Here is a 17,310-nt window from a genome sequence, read left to right on the forward strand (position 1 = left end):
GACCGGCGTCGGCCCCGAGCGTGCGGTATCGCACCAATTCGGTTTTCCTGGAACCAAACACTAATTTGAGGTTTTCCTTCGAGTATCCGTTGCGGGGAAGAGATAATGACCGCACCCATTTCTCCCGGCTCGATGAGTGAGGAAGTTGCCGCGCTCATTCCGGCACTACGAGCGTTTGCCCGTACTTTCTATCGGCATCCCAACGACGCAGATGACCTTGTACAGGAAACACTTGTTAAGGCTCTGTCGAACCTTGATCATTTCAAGGAGGGGACGCGACTGAAATCGTGGCTCTTCACGATTATGCGCAACAGTTTTTGCACACGGTATCGGATTGCGAAACGAGAGACCGTTGGGATAGCGGACGGTTTGTCGCTAAGGCGAGCCGTCGCGCCCGAACAGGAGTGGAGGGTTCGCGGTCATGAGCTTGAGGTGGCATGTGCAAGCCTGCCGCCCAAGTACCGCAGCACTTTTGAGTTCATTTTCATTGATGGGCGCAGCTACGAGGAGGCGGCTGATCACTTCCATTGCCCGATCGGCACTATCAAGAGCCGTGTCAATCGAGCGCGTCGGCATCTCATGATCGAGCTTGAAGTACCGGGCTAAACCCCTCTGATCTGTAGTCGCCGTCCTCACACTTGTGATGGATCAAAGCCGTCGGTTGCAGATTTCCAAACCGAAATCTTTTTAGCCGCGATTGGCACCCTTCCATTGCCAGCAATATCCAGGGAACCAAGTCGGGTCCCGTCGGTTCAAGACTGAGAATGGAGGAAATCATGAAATCGAGAACCGCGAGAGACGCGAAGGGTGCCTTCGCTCCATCGCAAGCAAAGCGCGAAAGCGACGGAGTTGAAAGTGCCAAGCCCACAGTGGTTACCGGATCGGAGGATGCCACTGTGAACAAGGTCCCTGGTGGCAAAAAGATCAAGGACTGGAACATCAACTACGACATTTCTGAAGTGAAGCAAGACAACGATCAAGGTTAGCAAAAGGCGCAGTTACGGAGAACGAGCTATGTCGAACGTCGTCAAAACGGGCCAGGACGAATTCAATAACGCAACCAGTCGAACGACCTTTGGTCGCTCGACGGAGAGTAAGGCACAGATCCGTGATGCTGCGGCAGTCGAGACGTACTCACCGGACGAGCCCTTGAATGTCTATCGGCTTGAACCGATCGCCGCACCAGATGATCCGCGGTGGGACAATGCCACTAACCACGGTATTGTCATCGTTGCCGCCCGAACCGCTGGCGATGCGCGTATTGTGGCAGCGAGCCGGGAACTTGATTTCATGGAGGTTGACGCCGCTCCCGCTGAGGATGTCACCACGTCGAACGCAAGCGCCTTTCGAGACGACAAGCTCTATACGGTTATCGAACTCGAGCGGGGACGTTCGGACCTGAAACGTGGTGTACTAGGCGGAAACGTTTCGGTGAACACAATCATATCGACTCAGACCTGAACTTCCGTCTGCTGTCGGAGGCCCTTATCCTTCGGTCCTGCGCTGAATGGCTGCTGCCACAAGCGGCAGGGCAGCGGTGAATGCTGAACCGAGCGGTATCGTGCGAACAAGGCTTGCCAGGACATAGGTACCGGCCATTGCTCCCGCCAGTTTCAGCCATGGGTAATCACCGAGTTGCGCATGGGCGCTCGCATCCGCCCATTCGGCACGTGAACGGATTACAGTCTCAGCTTGCTGTGTAACAACCGAAAGCCTCGCACGAAGATGCTCAACTTCATCCTTTACTGCTAAAAAATCCGCGTGAACGTCCTCAAGCGTTCGCCGCGAAAGCGCATCAGGTACCACTCGATCCTCCGCGAAAGCATCGGCCTCCAGCAAAGCCAAGTGCTCCTGTAATTCATCGTCGGTGTCGAACTCGACCGGGCGTCCAGTAGTGTCGGCATTCATCCTACTCTCTCCAAATTTCCCGCGCGTCATCGCGAAGCCGGAGACTTGTCCTCCCTGTCTCACACGACGAGACACGGCGGCGGATTTCCGCCACCGAGCGAGGCTCATTCCAACGAATTCCTCATCGCTTCATCACACGCATTGCGATTGAGACGACAAAAAGCACCAGAAAGATGAAGAACAGAATCTGAGCGATCGATGCGGAAGCTCCAGCGATACCGCCGAAACCAAGTACACCGGCAATCAATGCGACCACCAAAAATACAAGAGCGTAGTAAAGCATTTCAACCTCCGTCATTTTGACGAGAGGAAAACGGAGCGAGAGGCAATTGGTTCCGAGGCCGGGCAGTAGTGGCTCAGACAGCTGCCAGCGCGCGGTTCCTGGTGAACGCGAAGTCCCCATCATTGGGCTTCGGCGGCTCAGCGGCGGCCAGATATGCATTTACTGGAACAGTCAAAACGAACCAGACACCTGCTCCGAGGACGAACAATTCTCCAGATTGATCGCCTGCGCGAGCAATCATTGGCAGGCAGACAGAAATCAGGAGCACAAGCATCCGCACAGACCACTCGGTTTCTCGCTTCCTGATTGCAAGGGCCGCCCTTGCGCGATAGGCGCGTGCATCGTACTCACCGCGCTTCGGTCCTGCCAGAAGTGTCCATGCGGGGCGCAATGAAAGAAGCATCAAGGTACTTGCCGCAATCAACCATCCGGTTCCTGAGAGGAACCAGCAACTCGCGGCAATCAGGCACGAAATCACGATGAGCTCCCAAGCAGGACCGAGCTCGTCCGGGGAGCGCCGGCTTTTCTCATGCCAGATCTGGAGTGCCCGCGACGCCCCCTGAAGCATCGGCTGGTCAACGAAACGATTGATAAATTCCATATTGCGCCCTTTGGTCCACGAAATACCAACAACAGGCAATTTCGGCATGAGCGTGGCGTCGCTGTCAAAACGGTCAGGCGACAACTGACAGTAATCCACTGTTGCCGGCCCGCAGGTGAGGAATGGACGTCGTGAATCTCGGCGAGATGGCGCCGTTTCGTCTCTATCATCGAGCGAGCAACCGTTGCTAGTTATCGACAAATTGGGACCGGCGTGCCGTCGCCTTCGCGGCGTTGGACGGTGCACGTTTGGGACATGGGCTGGCGGACCCGCTGCGATCGTATTGAGCTGGCAACGATTTTTTTTGGACGGATCTGGAACAGGCCGCTCGCCGCGCGCGTTTCGCGAGACATCGAAATCGCCACGAAGTTACAGGAAAAACAGCGCCAAATGCACGAGTATCGATCGGCAGACAATGCCCCCACTCCGGATCGCTTCCGGGCTGTCTTCCCTTCTCTAAGCCGTTTGGCAGGTCAAAAGCCTGTACGAAGTATCGTCCGCCGCGGACGCAACGCCTGGCGCGCTGGGGTTGCTGATGAGGCTACATTTCTGATCGACGGCGACGCATATTTTTCTGCTCTCGACGACGCGCTTGGGCGAGCGCAGCGCGAGATCTGGATCATTGGTTGGGATTTTAACCCGGATATTCGCCTGCGACCCCATTCCGGTACTGAAACACTTGGCGAACGTCTCTTGTCGCTGGTGGATAACCTTCCGCAACTAAGGGTCAGAATTCTGGTTTGGGGGATGGGGCCAATCTATTCGGGCAAGTCACTGCGGCTGTTTGGACAGAGCCCAATATCCAGACATCCGCAGATCTCATTGACTTTCGATTTTAAACATCCACTGCGTGCTTGCCACCACCAGAAGCTCGTTTCAATTGACGGAAGTGTCGCCTTCATGGGTGGCATCGACCTGACAGCCAGACGGTGGGACGAATCCGACCACCGGAGTGCAAATCCTCTAAGACTCTCGCCTGACGGTACTCCCTACCCGCCTGTTCACGATGTTCAATGCCTGGTTTCGGGTGAGGTAGCGGGAATGATCCGTGATGTGGCCAGACGACGTTGGAAGAGGGCAACCAGCGAGAATGTGTCTTCCGAGATCGATGCGACGATCATCCGACCAGCTTTGGTGGCCGACATGGTTCAAGCTCCCGCGGCCATCGCCCTGACCGAACCTGGCCTCATTGGCAAGCGTGGACGCTATGAGGCACGTCGGCTCACGCGCGATGCCATTGGCGCAGCCAAGAGATATATCTATGTCGAAACTCAATATCTTGCGTCCGCCGGCGTCGGCCGGGCGCTTGCAAGGCGATTGAAGGAGCCGAACGGGCCTGAGATCGCGGTCATCGTCACAAAGACCTCGCACGGTTGGATAGAGAAGTTCGCCATGGGCAGCAACCGCGACCGCCTGATACGACGTCTGAAGCGCGCCGATCGGTTCGATCGACTGAAGGTGATGTATGCCGTCACGTCTGACGACAATGGCGGCGAGAAGGAAATCACTGTTCATTCGAAGCTCATTATCATCGACGATCGCTTCGTACGCGTGGGATCCTCCAACCTCAACAATCGTTCAGAAGGCCTGGATACGGAGTGCGATCTCGCACTCGAAGCCGATTGCGCTGCCCACCAGGAGGCCATTACGTCACTTCGCCACCGCCTCATCGCCGAGCACCTGAGCGCGACCGCTGCCGAGGTCCGTGAGGTAGAGAAGTCGCGATCAATGCTTGGAGCTATTGCTGCGCTGAACACCCGGGAGCGTGGCTTGAGAGAGTACGAGGTTGATCCTGATTGCAGCGAGACGGGCCTCTTGCCGGGGTCCGCATTTGTCGATCCCCGGCGACCTTATTGGCCACTACAGAAGTTGCGCTTGAGGCTCGGACGGTTTCTCGCGACCCTTGTCTAGCCGCTTCTTTTTCGCGTTGCGGGTTATCAACTCGCTGATCGCGAAGACGGGCAATCCCAACAGCAACGGCACCAGGAAATAAATCACGCGGAATGCCACGAGCCCCCCGATCGACGCAGCGCCTGGAAGCACGGTCGTGACTGTGGCCTCCAGCACACCGAGGCCGCCCGGCACGTGAGCGACAAGAATGGCCACGTTGGCGAGGACGAACGCCGTTGCGCTTTGGACGAAGCTCACCGGCGCCTCGCTTGCCAGGACCTGATGCAGACAGGCGGCAACGAAGGTGAAGTTAAGCGTGCCAATCGCGATCTGTCCAATTGCAAGTCTGATGTTCGGCATTGTGAAACGCCATTTCCAGAGCCGCAATGGCGAGCGCACTATGGCGGAAAGAACGACGTAGGCTACCGGCAATGACAGTACGCCGAGACCGATCCAGAAGGGATTGCTGCTGCTCACACCCAACAGTTTGCTGACATCTGTTGGATTTACGAGACAGACTATGCCTCCGAGTGCAGACAGCCCGAGCATGACCGTTACCCCGCAAAACAAGACGACTTTGGCGACCTCCTCGGCGTTCAGCCCCCATCGTGTGTAGTAGCGATATCGAACGGCGCCGCTGCTTAGGGCGGCCACTCCAAGATTATGGCCGATCGCAAGTGCGGTGAAGGAGGCAATCGCTGCTTTCGGATAGGCCAGCGGCCGGCCAACATATCGCAAGGCCATCCAATCGAAGCCCGTTAGGCAAAGATAGGAAAGAGCACAAAATGCGACGCCTGAAACCAGACGCCAGCGGGGAATCTGGTTAATCGATTCCAGGATCTCGTCAAAGCTATACCGGCTAAAGACCTTGTAGAGCAGGTAAGCCGCAAGCAGCAGGCCGAAAACGAGGAAAATATTGAAAAGGATGCGCCTTGCCGACATGAAGGATCCGTCCGTTTGATGTCTTTGTCTTTGGGAACGAAATTGGGCGAGACGGGTTCCCGCTGAATGGCTACACCACCACCCTCCTGCCCCCCACGCGACCAACGCGAGATCAAGATTCTCACCTACAACGTTCACAGCTGTATCGGGACGGACCGCAGGATTGACCTGAACCGGATTGCGGATGTCATTGCGCAATCTCAAGCAGACATCATTGCGCTCCAGGAGCTGGACGTCGGCCGAAAAAGAACCGGCGGTGTCGACCAGGCGGCGACTATTGCAACGCTGCTAAAGATGAACGCCCACTTTCACCCGGCACTGCATGTCGAGGAAGAACGCTATGGCGACGCCATTCTGACAGCACTGCCCACGCGTCTGATAAGGGCTGCAGCCCTTCCCTCGATCGGCGAAACGCGCGGCGCAATCTGGGTGCAGGTCGATGTTCACGGGGAACCGCTCAACGTACTCAATACGCATCTCGGGCTTCGCAACCGCGACCGTATCCGGCAGGTCGCGGCATTGCTCGGCGACGAGTGGATTGGACATGCTGAGTTTCGTTCCTCGCCGTCAATCGTCTGCGGAGATCTGAATGCCACGCCCTCGACTTCCGCCTACAAACGGCTGTTAACGCACCTTCGCGACGCGCAATTATTGACAGGCACAAAGCCTAGACCGACATTCCCGTCGCGCTATCCCCTGTTGCGTATCGACCATGTCTTGGTATCGCAGGAAATCCGGGTAAGGTCGTCGTCAATTGTATCCGATCTGCTTGCACGTCGAGCCTCGGATCACCTGCCGCTGTTGGTAGGTTTTGGCATCGAATGAGGCTGCCAGGCTTGGGATCGAATAGCGAGTGGATCTCGCCTGCGGTCCTGTTGGAAGGACGCTACTTGTTTGAGGCTCACCGAACCTAGAGCAGGTTCGCAGCCCCTTTCTGGCGTACTTCGTCTTCAGGCTGTTGAAGGCATCTTGCCTAAACTGTTCAGCGGTTCTTCGGAAGAAAATACACGCTCCGCGGTGATATCTCCGTCTCTTATCGACACTTTGTATTGCCCATTACGGCGGTCGATCACGGTGTCGAATAATGGCCATAGAGGGCCGAGAATACGGCGTAGAATTGTAATAGAGATGCGAAAGCGGATCCAAGGCTGGATACACACAATCGGCTGAAAATGGAGAAGTATCGCTCGCCTTGGCTTCCCTTTCACTCTTTGCCCAGCTCTGTGATCCCGGTTCGTCACTACCGGGACTTGTTTTTCTCAGCGTTGGAACCATAGATGTATACCTGAAACGAAAAAAGACGCCCAAGAGCGCCTTTTTCCGTGTCTGGGAAGTCGAGGATTCGTAATGCCCGAAGGCAAACTGCCAATCGTTTCTCGACTTTTCGGGGCTGATTATATGTAGAAATGCTGGGAGCGTCAACTTGCCGATTGAGGATACCGATCTCGCTGAGATCAGCAAACTTCTATCCCCGGAGCGCCTTGGCAAGCTCCACCAGCTCACCGGCAATTCGAAAGCCGCAATAGAGTTTCACCAGAAAACTCTCCGCCTTGGCGCTGATCTGATGAACATCATCGCCGCTATCGAGATCGCATTGAGAAACTCGATCTGCGACAATCTTGGACAGCACTTCGGCCAGGCGGGCTGGCTCTTGAGCCCTCCCCCACCCTTCGAATGGAGGGAGAGTGAGCAGAAAAAGATCACGGCGGCCCTCGATAGCGCCCGTCGCGCTGAATACTCGAAGCTCTCACAGGCCGACAAGCACGCGCTCGATGCTTTGGCGTTTCCAAAGGGCAGACCTGCGAACCTCCCGCACAATCTACGATCAAAGAAGCGTAGAGCGCATATTCAAGTCACCGACGGAAAGATCATCGCGGAGCTGACATTCTACATCTGGAAGCGTCTATGCGGGCCGGACTACGAGCATTCGCTTTGGCGGCCGACATTGAAGAAGACGTTCCCGAATAAGCGCGTCAAACGCTCAGATGTGGCCGACAATCTTGAGATCGTCTATCAGTCACGCAACCGGCTCGCTCACCATGAACCCGTCCTGCACAACCGGTTCACCGAAACGATTGGCGCGATTAAATACATCGCACAGCATCTGGAGACCCGCACCCCGAGCGACCAGACACCGCTTTTCCGTTTGATTGCTGACGACGTGGCCGCTGCCGAGGCAAGCCCCGCGACCTTACATGCCGAGCTGGATGCCTACAGGACGCCTTAGTTTTAGATGGCCATTACCTGTGAACGGACCACCCAGGAGCCGCCGTGTCGATCAGTGAAGGCCTCATCTGACTTGACGGCGTCGACGCCGACGGCGACACTTTAATCTCTCCCCTGGGAGTCTCGCCTTGGACCGACTGGATATTCCGCTTAGAACGCGAACGATAGCCAAACGGGGCCGTGGATCGCCGCCGCTTTAAATCTGGTACGTAGTGACGAAGGCGAGGCTCGGCGGCGGCGGCTTCTGGGGAATGTTTTGACATTGCGGTCTGCGTTGACTGCGAGCGATTCAACGTTCTCGGAACCCCGAGCGCAATCGTGCCGGTCGTTTGGGCGAAAGCGGTTATGCTCGCAAGCTGACGAGCGCGGTGATTGAACGCGGTGCAGTTGTAAATCCGGTGGAAGCACCTGCCGTGGCGAAGAACCAAACCCGGTGGAGGCCGCAGGTAATGGCGGATCACGATGATGCCGCGATCCAAGCTCTTGTCAAGGCAGCCGTTTCATCTCGCGGCGCGCTAGATCCCACAAGCTAGTTGCGTTAATGCCGACTATATAAGGCTGCTGTCAGGACCTATCGCTCTGATCGGTTTAACGCTTACAGGATATGGAAGCGGCTTATGTCCAACGTGTCGAGCGACACCTGAATCGGCGAGCCGTCATCTTTATGGACTTCCAGTTCGTGTAGCTTGCCGTCCACCACATGTAGAAGGACATTCACTGCAGGGCGATAGTCCACATCCGCGTCGAAGTAGTATCCCTCCGTGGGGACGCGCTCCTGCACCTCGGCAAGTAGACCGCGCACCCTGAATTGGAGGCTTCCTTCGGCGTCGATCCGAGATACTCTCGCTGTTTCCAGCTGACCGCGTAACACTTCTACGCCAGGAAACTGCTTTGTGAGTAATAAGTCCATCAGGGAACGCTCGCCGGGGGTCAAATCACGCCAGGCCCGAGACAATTGCTTCCTCCTCCACCCTTCAGCGATCCGAAAAAAACTTGAGCCAGGGTCAATCGCATCGCTACGTGCAGCTACCGCGCCGAAGGCTCAAAAAGCACTGTTAAAGCGCTCATGGCGTCATAAGGTATGTCATTGCGCACAATTGCAGAGCGCAGGCAGCAGGCAGGGGTCCAATTTTCCTAAGCAAATCATCCCCGATGACCTGTATCAGCCACGTGGAAAGCAGATCATATCCATCAGCTGATTTCAACTGAAAGGCGATTACTTGAAATGACCTCATCTCCGCTAAGGCAGTCGCGGTGACACGGAAATCTAATTGTGAAACTATGCCAGAAACCATTTGGGGGGCGCGATGTCAGAGACGCAAGCTAAAATCCTAGTAGCGATGTGGGGGTTGTATCTTGTGGGCTCCCTGTGGGCATTGGTTCTCGCACCCAGCTACGACAAGCTCTCCAAGCGGTGGCTACTTTATCGAGCGGCAATTCTCGCCAGTGTAGTCGCAATGCTCCCTTCCCTCGGAGCCGGAGCAGCCGCTGCGGGCGTGTGGATAGGAATCCTGCAGATGGACAAATGCGCTACATTCAATACGTCAGACTGCCACCGAGCATAGGTGGGACATGCTCTTTATCGTTCTGGCATCACCAATGGTTGGGGCGCTCGGCCTGATCATTGCCATCCTGTGGTTTGGGTCAAAGGCAGGGCGGCGCTTCAAGAACTTAATTGTTGTCTCGGTGTGTCAAACCGCTTTATAAGCTTTGCATGGTCCAACGAGCCGGCAGCGCCGATCTTCCTCTTCATGGTGGCCGCGTCCCACGATGGCTGGGTGAGCGCATGACACGGCTCGGTGCGGTCATCACCGAGGCAATCGTCATTCACTACGGTCGCGACGAATTGCTCAGCCGCATGGCACACCCGTTCTGGTTCCAGTCTTTCGGTGCAGTCATGGGCATGGATTGGCATTCGTCCGGCATCACGACAAGTGTCATCGGAGCGTTGAAGCGGGGCCTTAATCCGATGGCCGGCGAACTCGGCATTCATGTCTGCGGCGGCCGCGGCAGGCATTCTAGGCAGACGCCTGACGAGCTGATGGCCATCGGCAATCGCGTGGGAATTGATGGCGCCGCTCTTGCGCGCACCAGCAGGCTGGTCGCCAAAGTTGATAGCGCCGCGGTCCAGGATGGTTTCGATCTTTACCTGCACGGCTTCATTGTCACTGATGACGGTAAGTGGGTCGTGGTCCAGCAAGGCATGAACGGCGGCGAAAGGCAGGCACGACGGTATCACTGGCATTCGGAGGGTCTCAGAAGCTTTGTGGATTCTCCGCATTCAGCGATCGAAGGACGCGGACAGGGGAATATTGTCAATCTCGCTGACCATCGAGCGGAAAGCTCGAGAAGAGGTCAGCTTGATTTGCTGGGCGCGTTGGGGCCAGACAAAATCCTGCGGGAGGTCATCGCGCTTGAACCGGCGCGGGAAATGAAAAATGCCGCCCAGCCACTGCTGCCCCACCTGATCATGCCATCCCATCACGACGTGCGTGAGAAGGACGTCGACATGAAACGCCTGCATGGGGCACTGGCTGCAGCGGCCGACCGCGGCCCAAAGGATTTTGAAAATCTACTTCTAATTCCGGGAATCGGTGCACGGACAGTGAATGCCCTAGCAATGGTGGCCGAGGTTGTTCACGGCGCGCCATGTCGTTTCTCGGACCCCGCCCGCTTCTCGCTCGCCCATGGCGGAAAGGACCGCCATCCTTTCCCTGTGCCGATCAAAGTTTATGACGAAACAATCAAGGTAATGAGGTCGGCCGTCGGCCGGGCGAAACTTGGTCGAGAAGAGGAATTACAGGCTTTGCGGCGACTCGACGATCAGTCGCGGCAACTGGAACGCTATGTTACGGGCCCAGATCTGAAGGAGATCGTCGCCGGCGAATTCTTGCGGTCGCACGAACGGGGCGGCCGTAGTGTATTCGGATGGGAGCAGCCGGCACGGGAAGAGACAGAGCGCTTGGGCCGCAAGCCCTGATGATGGGGGTATCTCCCCTGTTTCGAGAAGCGACGAAAACCTGGCCTCACGCACCCTGAACCGATACCGTCAACCTTCCTTGGACCTAGCAGCTCACTGTCCGTCTTGCTCAAATGCAGATTCTCGGAGGGTCAGTTAAGGTATGGGCGGGCGCCCTTCCTGTTGGAAAACTGGTACACGAGCAGCATGCCCTGCTCCAATAGAAGTTCGGCAGCTTGGAAATCCCGTAGAGCAAGATCGCCGCACATCCCGCGGATTGTTGAGGCCAGGCATGTGGAATTGGTCACGAATCGGGCATCGCCCAAGGTTTCAGCTTCGTCTGCGCTCGCTTCCAAAGCGTCGGCGACCGTCTCCAGCAAGTTGGTTCTTTCAACGAGGGTCATCTCGTCCAGTCTCTTGGAAATCGCATTCATGACAGCCTCCTCGCACGAACAGCTTTAAGTTCGCGGCGGTTTTTCACGGTGAAGTCATCTGATCGCTAGAAAGGTGGGGGCCCCGCTTCGGCAATGCAAATCATAGCTGACAAGCGCTGGTCGCACGGGTCTGCGACGGCCGGCCAGCCCTGCCCCGTTCCCCCAGCTTCGTCCTAAGTTGAAGAACTCGATGGACGCGCGCGCTCGTCCGCGTTCCATCCGGATCGCAACGCTTCGCAGAGACGAGGACGGAACCTATGCCCTCGGGATCGGTTAGGTCCAACACCATGAGGATTAACAATTGAGAGGAACCCGAGATGAAAAACCTTATCCTAGCCATCGCAGCCGTGGCTTTTACAATTCCTACGAGCGGCTGGTCAGCAACGATGCATAAGACGCAGCCCGCGCAAAAAGTAGTCATCGTGAAAGAACCGCGCCAGAGACTGGGCACGCTGTCGTGCGAGGTCGCCGGAGGGGTGGGAATGGTTATCGGATCGAACCGGGCGATCAACTGCCGATTTCGCCAGCAAGGCGGCTGGGTTGAGCATTATGCCGGATCGATGGGCAAGCTTGGTCTCGATATCGGCGTAAGCGGCAAGTCCTATTTGAGTTGGGTTGTCGTCAATACAAAGCCGACGCGTGTCGGTGAAGGCGATCTCGCCGGTACGTATGTCGGTGCGTCCGCGAACGCGGCAATCGGTGTTGGCCTTGGTGCCAATGCTCTTGTCGGGGGCAATGCCGAAAACTTTGCGCTTCAGCCTGTCAGCGCACAGAGCGGAACCGGGCTGAACGTTGCGGCTGGTGTCTCGCGATTGCAGCTGTCTCCAGTTCGTTGATCGGAATGGGTGCGGAAAGCCAGAGTCATCCTCCGAACCGACATGTGTCACAACCTGGCGACGCCCGGCGCCGCCAGGCCATGGCATCGGAGCTTCCAGCATAGGGCGCTTAACGAAAGCGGGAATTCGCGGATACGCCGCAAGCGGATTAATGGTTCGCCAAAGGGGCGATCACCTAAGTGAGCGGACCGGGCTGCGCGACTTGCCAACATGCAATCAACGGCGAGCGTAGACACAAGCATGACAAGCTTTTCAAAATTAAACCTCAGGAACTCCGGGTTTGAAGTGACGTTGTTGCTTGAGGTCAAGGAGTTCACGAATGTCAAACATATCTTCGGCCGATCTTGAAGCAAGAAAAGGCAGTCCAAGCCCACGCCTTGATGAAGGCGAGTTCAGGCGTCGCTTCCTCAATCAGTTCCAGGATCCGGCTTACGAGCCTCTCACACCGGAACTCACAAAGATCAGTGCTGCGGCTTGGGACGCTTACAAAAATTCACGCAAGAGTCCGAGAACCCGCAAGGCCGGCGCCGAGTTTGCGGATCGGACTATGATCTCGCCGCCGATTGGCTTGATGCCCGCCAAGCCATTCACGAAGCCAAGCGCCGGCACGATGATCAGAACGGGCCAGATCGACTGCTCCTCATCAACGGCTCATCCCGTAGCGAGCATACTTGTCCTGGCGAAGTCTCCAAGAGTTTTCGCATGATCCAGACGGCGCAGTCGGTGCTGGAGCAAAACCCGATGGCGAGCATCAATGTTTTGGACCTTAGTCGCCTTGCATCCGAGTATGGTCGTCAGATCCATCCCTGCAAAGCTTGCTTCTCGACGTCTGCCGCATTTTGTCATTGGCCGTGCTCCTGTTATCCGAACTATTCGCTCGGACAGGTTCATGACTGGATGAACGAGATCTATCCACTGTGGGTCGAGGCCCATGGGGTCAGGATCGTGACGCCTGTCAATTGGTATCAGACCTCATCCCCTCTCAAGCTGATGATCGACCGACTTGTCTGCGCAGACGGAGGCAACCCGGATCCCACGACGACCCATGGAAAACATGCAAAGGAGGCCAAGGAGATCGAGATGAAGGGTTGGCACTACCCTCGCCATCTCGAAGGGCGCATTTTCTCTGTGATCGTCCACGGAGACACCGAGGGCGCAGAAGGTGTCCGCCGCAGTGTTTCCGACTGGTTGAAATCGATGGCGCTTGTTCCAGCCGGCCCCCTTGCTGAGGTCGACCGCTACATCGGCTACTGGGAGCCCTATGCAACAAGTCACGTCGCCTACGAAAACGACCAGGCGTTCCAAGAGGAGGTTCGCAATGCCGCACGGACTCTTTCGGAAGCCGTTGTTGCGAAGAGGCAAGGCCAGCAGATCGCCGCCGGCTCGCGGTTGAAGCAGGCGCGGGAGAAATAGGACGTGAACTCTTACGCCGTGACGCTGCTTCTGTTTGGTGCCGTCGTGCTTTTGACCGCGTGGCTTCCACTCGTTCTCCGGCGCATTCCGCTGTCCTTGCCCATCTGCTGCATTGGCATCGGAATTTTGTTTGCATGGTCCCCCATTTCTCCACTTCCGCGTATGAACCCCCTGGAGAACGCGGTATGGACCGAGCATTTCACGGAATTGGTCGTGATCGTCGCGTTGATGGGCGCCGGATTGAAGATCGACCGACCGCTTGGATGGCGGCGGTGGATGACTACATGGCGTCTGCTCGGACTGGCGATGCCCTTGTCGATAGGCGCCATTGCGTTCCTCGGCTGGAGCATTCTGGGCCTTGGCCTGGCATCCGCCCTCCTTTTGGGGGCGGCGCTTGCGCCGACCGATCCGGTACTTGCGGCTGATGTGCAGGTTGGTCCTCCGAAGACCGGAGAAAATGATGACATCCGTTTCGCACTGACCTCCGAAGCCGGACTGAATGATGGACTGAGTTTTCCGTTTGTCATGGCCGCGATCGCCATCGCGGCAAGTGGCGGTGACTGGGGCTGGACAGCTCGGTGGTTCGTGGTGGACGTCGTATGGCGGCTTGCCGCCGGCGTGGCCGTTGGCTGGGCCGTCGGTCGCCTCCTCGGCTTCCTCACTTTCAGGGCCCCTGAAGCTGGCCGGCTCGCCAAAACCGGCGACGGGTTGGCTGCGCTCGGCTTTACCTGTGTGTCGTACGCTGCAACGGAACTCGTTCACGGCTACGGATTTGTGGCCGTCTTCATAACCGCACTTACCTTTCGTTCAATCGAGCGCGGCAGCGACTATCATGAGGAATTGCACGATTTTGGAGAGCAGATAGAACGGCTTTTAATGATGTTGCTGCTCGTTTGCTTCGGGTCGGCGGTGGCGGAGGGAAAGCTGATCTCCTTCGTAGATTGGCGGGTGGTGGTGGTCGCGGGTCTGGTCCTGGCCGTGGTGCGTCCTCTATGCGGCTGGATTTCCATGCTTGGCTGCCCACACCCCACGGCTGAGAAGTTGATCATCGCTGTCTTCGGCATCCGTGGTCTTGGTTCGATCTACTATCTCGCCTACGCCTCCGGAAAGATGCAGTTCCAGGCTATCGAGACCGTCTGGTCGACTGTCTTCCTGATCATTCTCGTATCGATTGTACTTCACGGGGTATCGGTAACGCCGGTAATGAAATGGATCGACCGGCGCCGCGGCGTGGACCCGGCCCGGCGCATCGGTGGAATGCCCGCAATGGGGCGCAATTCACTCGAGCGAGGACAAGGATCGGGCGGCGTATGAACTCGTGACTCAATCCCCTCTCACTTCGGGCCGCACTCGCGATTGCCCCGTGAGGGCAGATTAGCCGAGGCGTGCAAACTCTGCACAGTGCGTACTGCGTGTCAGGAGGGGCCAGGATTGGTTTGCGTTCGGCATCGTCCCAATGGTCTAAACACTTGACTACTATGGCCGTTTTACAACAGGCCGGCTTCAACCACCGTCACATAAGAGAAATCTCATATATCGCGCATTGCCTTCCTACCGCCGGCCCTTCTAGGCTTGACCTCATTCGGGTAGGGGGGGAAGATGCGGCGGATTGAGCTGGCGAAACCGGTGTTGATATCGAGAGTGACCGACATGATTGATCGCATCCTGCAATGCTGGTGCGAAGAGAACGATTATCCAAGGGGAAGTGTTGAAGCGGGCCGAAAGGCAAAAAGCCTGCTCCAGTGGATCGAACTTGGGGTAACCGATGAAGCTGAATTGTCAGACCTGATCCGCAACGACATCGTCATCAACAGCAGATAGTGCACCTACTGCGGTTACGGCAGCATTCTGTTCGCGCAGAACTCTCGGACTGACCTTCAGCGCGGAGGCATGACCTGAGGCAATTGCTTAATGCAGGGTATCCGGTGTGCGGCGGTGCAGATCAGAACAAAACTGTTTCAAAGCTTGTATGCCACGCGCCCGCCCTTGGGCACGACCTGGACCGGTTCGGCAATCGGACCGCCACGCAGCGGAAAGATGCCAAGTTTCGAAACGATGACCGAATATCCAGTGTATTGCCGGATTGTATCCCCGTGGGCAAAGCGCAATTCGGCTGCCAGCCCAAGCTTTTCCCCATCCGACAGCAATACCCAGACCGTCGCGCCGTTATCGTCACCGGCCATTTGTCTGCGGCTCCCATCGGGGCCAATACAGTAAAGGCCGTATCCGTTCGCAACCCAATCCTCGTCACCATCCCCGTCGACGTCAATCCTGTCGATAAACCTGTCGGAGAGATCCGTTTTAGAGCCGTCGCTACGCGCGTTGCAAGCATCCTGCCACCGCGCCAGACTGGCAAGCATTGCTGGCGGAAAGATGTTGCTCCATTTGCTGACGAATTGACTGGAATCGATCTTTTGTAGCCTTGCTCCTTTGACCGCATGTGGCGCGGTAGTGACGGGGCGGTCTTGGTTTGTCTTGGTCAGGAATGCCTGAAGTCGCGAACGCAGTTCCGCGTCGTCCCCGTTTGTCGGTTGGCGGAAAAACAACAGGAGAGATCGAGACACTCCCGCCGGCAGGTAAATTGTGCTGATGCGTTCGGGAACCTTCGGAAAGGTCGCACAAGAATCGCCATCCTCGAAGACGTAAAGAACCTGCGTCTCCAACTTGTTCTCTGTATTTGTCCTGGTGCCGTAAGCCGCCCATCCTTTGCCGGACTCGATCGTTTCCAGTAGCAACCTTCGTGCCTTTTCCGGCACATCAGCAATTGCTGGCTGCGTATCAGTCTGAGACTGGCCGGCGTAAATCGCCCCGTCGCCTGAGGGGGAAATATGGAGCGGGGATATCACGAAATTCTCAAATGCCTCCGATGCAATCTGTAGGCATTTGGGCGGGGGACCCTCGTCTGCCAATGCACTGCTGCCCGCCGCGCTGATGCAAATTGCCAAGCTGGCGAGGGTTTGGCTAATTTTCATTCTCCGCATCTCAATCCCACCTCGACCGCGCGTCCTCGAACCGTTGTAGCTTTCAAAAGACGGATAGTTCAAGGTTTCGCGTTCCCGCAGTGCGAAACGTACGGAGAAGGCAGAAGATTTGAAGGGCATATAAAGGAACGGACCAGATACCGACAATGGCAGTCAAGGTCGACTACTCGTTCGGTCGTCTAAACCTCCAGATAATCTCGCGCCTCTGTGAAAGAGGCGACAATACCGAAACCGAAGTCAAGGGCATTCGCGACCCCCAAAGACCAAACCGTTCTCATCTCGCTGTATATTTCAAAATCCAACCACGGAATATCGTGGCGATTAACCCATCATTTTCAACAGCTCGGTGTTGGAGGTTGGCTTGGAGATAAAATCTCCGCCGCTTTCCATGTCGCGATGAGATAGCCTTACGGCGTCCGAGGTCACGATAATTCTGGTTGCGGGCCATCGGGCACGCACGGCCTTCACAAGACCTAGGCCGTCCATGCTGCCCGGCATGTCGATATCAGTAAAAAGCGTGTCGATCTGATTGATTTTGAAGAGGACCATGCCGATTCCGATGAAGCCGCCCCTTTGTTCCGAGATGATTGCGCCCCCGGATTCCGGGATGATCTCGCCCCCTTGAGGCTGGGGTCCTGCTGGCTGTGATTGTTGTCAGTTGATCGTCGTTAGGAGTCAAGATTTCCGGCGCTGATTTCGCCGCAAGCTCTCCCCGGATAGATCGATGCGATGGGCGTTATGAACGAGTCGATCGAGGATGGCATCAGCATAGGTTGGATTGCCGATGATCTCGTGCCAGGCTGATACCGGAAGCTGACTGGTAATGATTGTCGAGCG

Annotated in this window: 20 protein-coding genes and 1 pseudogene; 11 read left to right on the top strand and 10 right to left on the bottom strand. The window is 56.6% G+C overall.

Annotation, left to right across the window (positions count from 1 at the left end; genetic code table 11):
- Positions 1–105 precede the first annotated feature (105 nt).
- The 3 genes from RHIBUN_RS0127935 (at position 106) to RHIBUN_RS0127945 (ending at position 1,461) form a co-directional block, all read left to right on the top strand.
- On the top strand, positions 106–606 hold the full coding sequence (locus tag RHIBUN_RS0127935; protein WP_025662116.1) for a sigma-70 family RNA polymerase sigma factor: 501 nt from the start codon (positions 106–108) through the stop codon (positions 604–606).
- A 170-nt stretch (positions 607–776) separates the two neighbouring features.
- Positions 777–986, top strand: coding sequence for a hypothetical protein (locus RHIBUN_RS0127940; RefSeq protein ID WP_025662117.1), 210 nt, complete (start codon positions 777–779; stop codon positions 984–986).
- A gap of 28 nt (positions 987–1,014) precedes the next feature.
- Positions 1,015–1,461, top strand: coding sequence for a hypothetical protein (locus tag RHIBUN_RS0127945; protein WP_025662118.1), 447 nt, complete (start codon positions 1,015–1,017; stop codon positions 1,459–1,461).
- A gap of 24 nt (positions 1,462–1,485) precedes the next feature.
- Here RHIBUN_RS0127945 and RHIBUN_RS0127950 read toward each other — a convergent pair whose 3' ends face one another.
- The 4 genes from RHIBUN_RS0127950 to RHIBUN_RS37955 all read right to left on the bottom strand — a co-directional run bounded on the left by RHIBUN_RS0127950 (position 1,486) and on the right by RHIBUN_RS37955 (position 3,937).
- A complete protein-coding gene (locus RHIBUN_RS0127950) occupies positions 1,486–1,908 on the bottom strand; it encodes a hypothetical protein (RefSeq protein WP_245271739.1) in 423 nt (140 codons plus the stop codon).
- 121 nt (positions 1,909–2,029) lie between these two features.
- Positions 2,030–2,191 carry a DUF1328 domain-containing protein gene (locus RHIBUN_RS35840; protein WP_018859876.1) on the bottom strand — a complete coding sequence of 54 codons (162 nt, stop codon included), beginning with the start codon at positions 2,189–2,191 and terminating at the stop codon, positions 2,030–2,032.
- A gap of 73 nt (positions 2,192–2,264) precedes the next feature.
- Positions 2,265–2,876: a hypothetical protein gene (locus RHIBUN_RS0127960; RefSeq protein WP_245271740.1), complete on the bottom strand. Its 612-nt coding sequence runs from the start codon at positions 2,874–2,876 to the stop codon at positions 2,265–2,267.
- Positions 2,877–3,802: 926 nt separating this feature from the next.
- On the bottom strand, positions 3,803–3,937 hold the full coding sequence (locus tag RHIBUN_RS37955; protein WP_280949587.1) for a hypothetical protein: 135 nt from the start codon (positions 3,935–3,937) through the stop codon (positions 3,803–3,805).
- Here RHIBUN_RS37955 and RHIBUN_RS37635 point away from each other — a divergent pair.
- Entirely contained in the window at positions 3,936–4,703 is a 768-nt protein-coding gene (locus tag RHIBUN_RS37635) for a phospholipase D-like domain-containing protein (RefSeq protein ID WP_245271741.1), read from the top strand. The two genes, RHIBUN_RS37955 and RHIBUN_RS37635, sit on opposite strands and share 2 nt — an antisense overlap.
- Here RHIBUN_RS37635 and RHIBUN_RS0127970 read toward each other — a convergent pair.
- Positions 4,653–5,624: a lysylphosphatidylglycerol synthase domain-containing protein gene (locus RHIBUN_RS0127970; protein ID WP_025662122.1), complete on the bottom strand. Its 972-nt coding sequence runs from the start codon at positions 5,622–5,624 to the stop codon at positions 4,653–4,655. The two genes, RHIBUN_RS37635 and RHIBUN_RS0127970, sit on opposite strands and share 51 nt — an antisense overlap.
- 66 nt (positions 5,625–5,690) lie before the next feature.
- On the opposite strand from RHIBUN_RS0127970, the gene RHIBUN_RS0127975 reads away from it, so the two are divergent.
- Both RHIBUN_RS0127975 and RHIBUN_RS0127980 read left to right on the top strand, forming a co-directional pair.
- A complete protein-coding gene (locus tag RHIBUN_RS0127975; RefSeq protein WP_025662123.1) occupies positions 5,691–6,449 on the top strand; it encodes an endonuclease/exonuclease/phosphatase family protein in 759 nt (252 codons plus the stop codon).
- Positions 6,450–7,047: 598 nt separating this feature from the next.
- The gene (locus RHIBUN_RS0127980) at positions 7,048–7,851 is read left to right on the top strand and encodes a hypothetical protein (protein ID WP_025662124.1); all 804 of its coding nucleotides are present in this window, start codon (positions 7,048–7,050) and stop codon (positions 7,849–7,851) included.
- Positions 7,852–8,445: 594 nt separating this feature from the next.
- Here RHIBUN_RS0127980 and RHIBUN_RS0127990 read toward each other — a convergent pair.
- Complete coding sequence (locus RHIBUN_RS0127990) at positions 8,446–8,805, bottom strand: hypothetical protein (RefSeq protein ID WP_025662126.1); 360 nt, start codon at positions 8,803–8,805, stop codon at positions 8,446–8,448.
- A 759-nt stretch (positions 8,806–9,564) separates the two neighbouring features.
- Here RHIBUN_RS0127990 and RHIBUN_RS0128000 point away from each other — a divergent pair.
- A complete protein-coding gene (locus tag RHIBUN_RS0128000) occupies positions 9,565–10,830 on the top strand; it encodes a DUF763 domain-containing protein (RefSeq protein ID WP_025662128.1) in 1,266 nt (421 codons plus the stop codon).
- Between the two features lie 131 nt (positions 10,831–10,961).
- On the opposite strand, the gene RHIBUN_RS0128005 is transcribed toward RHIBUN_RS0128000, so the two are convergent.
- A complete protein-coding gene (locus RHIBUN_RS0128005; protein WP_025662129.1) occupies positions 10,962–11,243 on the bottom strand; it encodes a hypothetical protein in 282 nt (93 codons plus the stop codon).
- A gap of 317 nt (positions 11,244–11,560) precedes the next feature.
- Between RHIBUN_RS0128005 and RHIBUN_RS0128015 the strand changes: the two genes are divergently transcribed.
- The 4 genes and pseudogenes from RHIBUN_RS0128015 (at position 11,561) to RHIBUN_RS0128030 (ending at position 15,313) form a co-directional block, all read left to right on the top strand.
- Complete coding sequence (locus RHIBUN_RS0128015) at positions 11,561–12,079, top strand: DUF992 domain-containing protein (protein WP_025662130.1); 519 nt, start codon at positions 11,561–11,563, stop codon at positions 12,077–12,079.
- A 319-nt stretch (positions 12,080–12,398) separates the two neighbouring features.
- Positions 12,399–13,492: pseudogene (locus RHIBUN_RS34155) on the top strand (flavodoxin family protein).
- Positions 13,493–13,495: 3 nt separating this feature from the next.
- Positions 13,496–14,806 carry a cation:proton antiporter gene (locus RHIBUN_RS0128025; protein ID WP_025662131.1) on the top strand — a complete coding sequence of 437 codons (1,311 nt, stop codon included), beginning with the start codon at positions 13,496–13,498 and terminating at the stop codon, positions 14,804–14,806.
- A gap of 285 nt (positions 14,807–15,091) precedes the next feature.
- Entirely contained in the window at positions 15,092–15,313 is a 222-nt protein-coding gene (locus RHIBUN_RS0128030; protein WP_025662132.1) for a hypothetical protein, read from the top strand.
- 137 nt (positions 15,314–15,450) lie between these two features.
- On the opposite strand, the gene RHIBUN_RS0128035 is transcribed toward RHIBUN_RS0128030, so the two are convergent.
- The 3 genes from RHIBUN_RS0128035 to RHIBUN_RS35845 all read right to left on the bottom strand — a co-directional run.
- Entirely contained in the window at positions 15,451–16,536 is a 1,086-nt protein-coding gene (locus tag RHIBUN_RS0128035) for a hypothetical protein (protein ID WP_245271742.1), read from the bottom strand.
- Between the two features lie 258 nt (positions 16,537–16,794).
- Positions 16,795–17,022 carry a response regulator gene (locus tag RHIBUN_RS0128040; protein WP_025662134.1) on the bottom strand — a complete coding sequence of 76 codons (228 nt, stop codon included), beginning with the start codon at positions 17,020–17,022 and terminating at the stop codon, positions 16,795–16,797.
- Between the two features lie 126 nt (positions 17,023–17,148).
- The coding region (locus tag RHIBUN_RS35845) for an ATP-binding protein (protein WP_198021187.1) at positions 17,149–17,310 on the bottom strand (162 nt) is incomplete at its 5' end.

The sequence above is a fragment of the Rhizobium sp. IBUN genome (assembly GCF_000510625.1).
In the GTDB taxonomy this organism is placed as follows: Bacteria; Pseudomonadota; Alphaproteobacteria; order Rhizobiales; family Rhizobiaceae; genus Rhizobium; species Rhizobium altiplani.

What these genes read in the sequence shown, in the direction of transcription:
- RHIBUN_RS0127935 (WP_025662116.1), top strand. Translation starts at nt 106, where the DNA reads ATGACCGCACCCATTTCTCCCGGCTCGATGAGTGAGGAAGTTGCCGCG.
- RHIBUN_RS0127940 (WP_025662117.1), top strand. Translation starts at nt 777, where the DNA reads ATGAAATCGAGAACCGCGAGAGACGCGAAGGGTGCCTTCGCTCCATCG.
- RHIBUN_RS0127945 (WP_025662118.1), top strand. Translation starts at nt 1,015, where the DNA reads ATGTCGAACGTCGTCAAAACGGGCCAGGACGAATTCAATAACGCAACC.
- RHIBUN_RS0127950 (WP_245271739.1), bottom strand. Translation starts at nt 1,908, where the DNA reads ATGAATGCCGACACTACTGGACGCCCGGTCGAGTTCGACACCGACGAT.
- RHIBUN_RS35840 (WP_018859876.1), bottom strand. Translation starts at nt 2,191, where the DNA reads ATGCTTTACTACGCTCTTGTATTTTTGGTGGTCGCATTGATTGCCGGT.
- RHIBUN_RS37635 (WP_245271741.1), top strand. Translation starts at nt 3,936, where the DNA reads ATGGTTCAAGCTCCCGCGGCCATCGCCCTGACCGAACCTGGCCTCATT.
- RHIBUN_RS37955 (WP_280949587.1), bottom strand. Translation starts at nt 3,937, where the DNA reads ATGTCGGCCACCAAAGCTGGTCGGATGATCGTCGCATCGATCTCGGAA.
- RHIBUN_RS0127970 (WP_025662122.1), bottom strand. Translation starts at nt 5,624, where the DNA reads ATGTCGGCAAGGCGCATCCTTTTCAATATTTTCCTCGTTTTCGGCCTG.
- RHIBUN_RS0127975 (WP_025662123.1), top strand. Translation starts at nt 5,691, where the DNA reads ATGGCTACACCACCACCCTCCTGCCCCCCACGCGACCAACGCGAGATC.
- RHIBUN_RS0128000 (WP_025662128.1), top strand. Translation starts at nt 9,565, where the DNA reads ATGGTCCAACGAGCCGGCAGCGCCGATCTTCCTCTTCATGGTGGCCGC.
- RHIBUN_RS0128005 (WP_025662129.1), bottom strand. Translation starts at nt 11,243, where the DNA reads ATGAATGCGATTTCCAAGAGACTGGACGAGATGACCCTCGTTGAAAGA.
- RHIBUN_RS0128015 (WP_025662130.1), top strand. Translation starts at nt 11,561, where the DNA reads ATGAAAAACCTTATCCTAGCCATCGCAGCCGTGGCTTTTACAATTCCT.
- RHIBUN_RS0128030 (WP_025662132.1), top strand. Translation starts at nt 15,092, where the DNA reads ATGCGGCGGATTGAGCTGGCGAAACCGGTGTTGATATCGAGAGTGACC.
- RHIBUN_RS0128040 (WP_025662134.1), bottom strand. Translation starts at nt 17,022, where the DNA reads ATGGTCCTCTTCAAAATCAATCAGATCGACACGCTTTTTACTGATATC.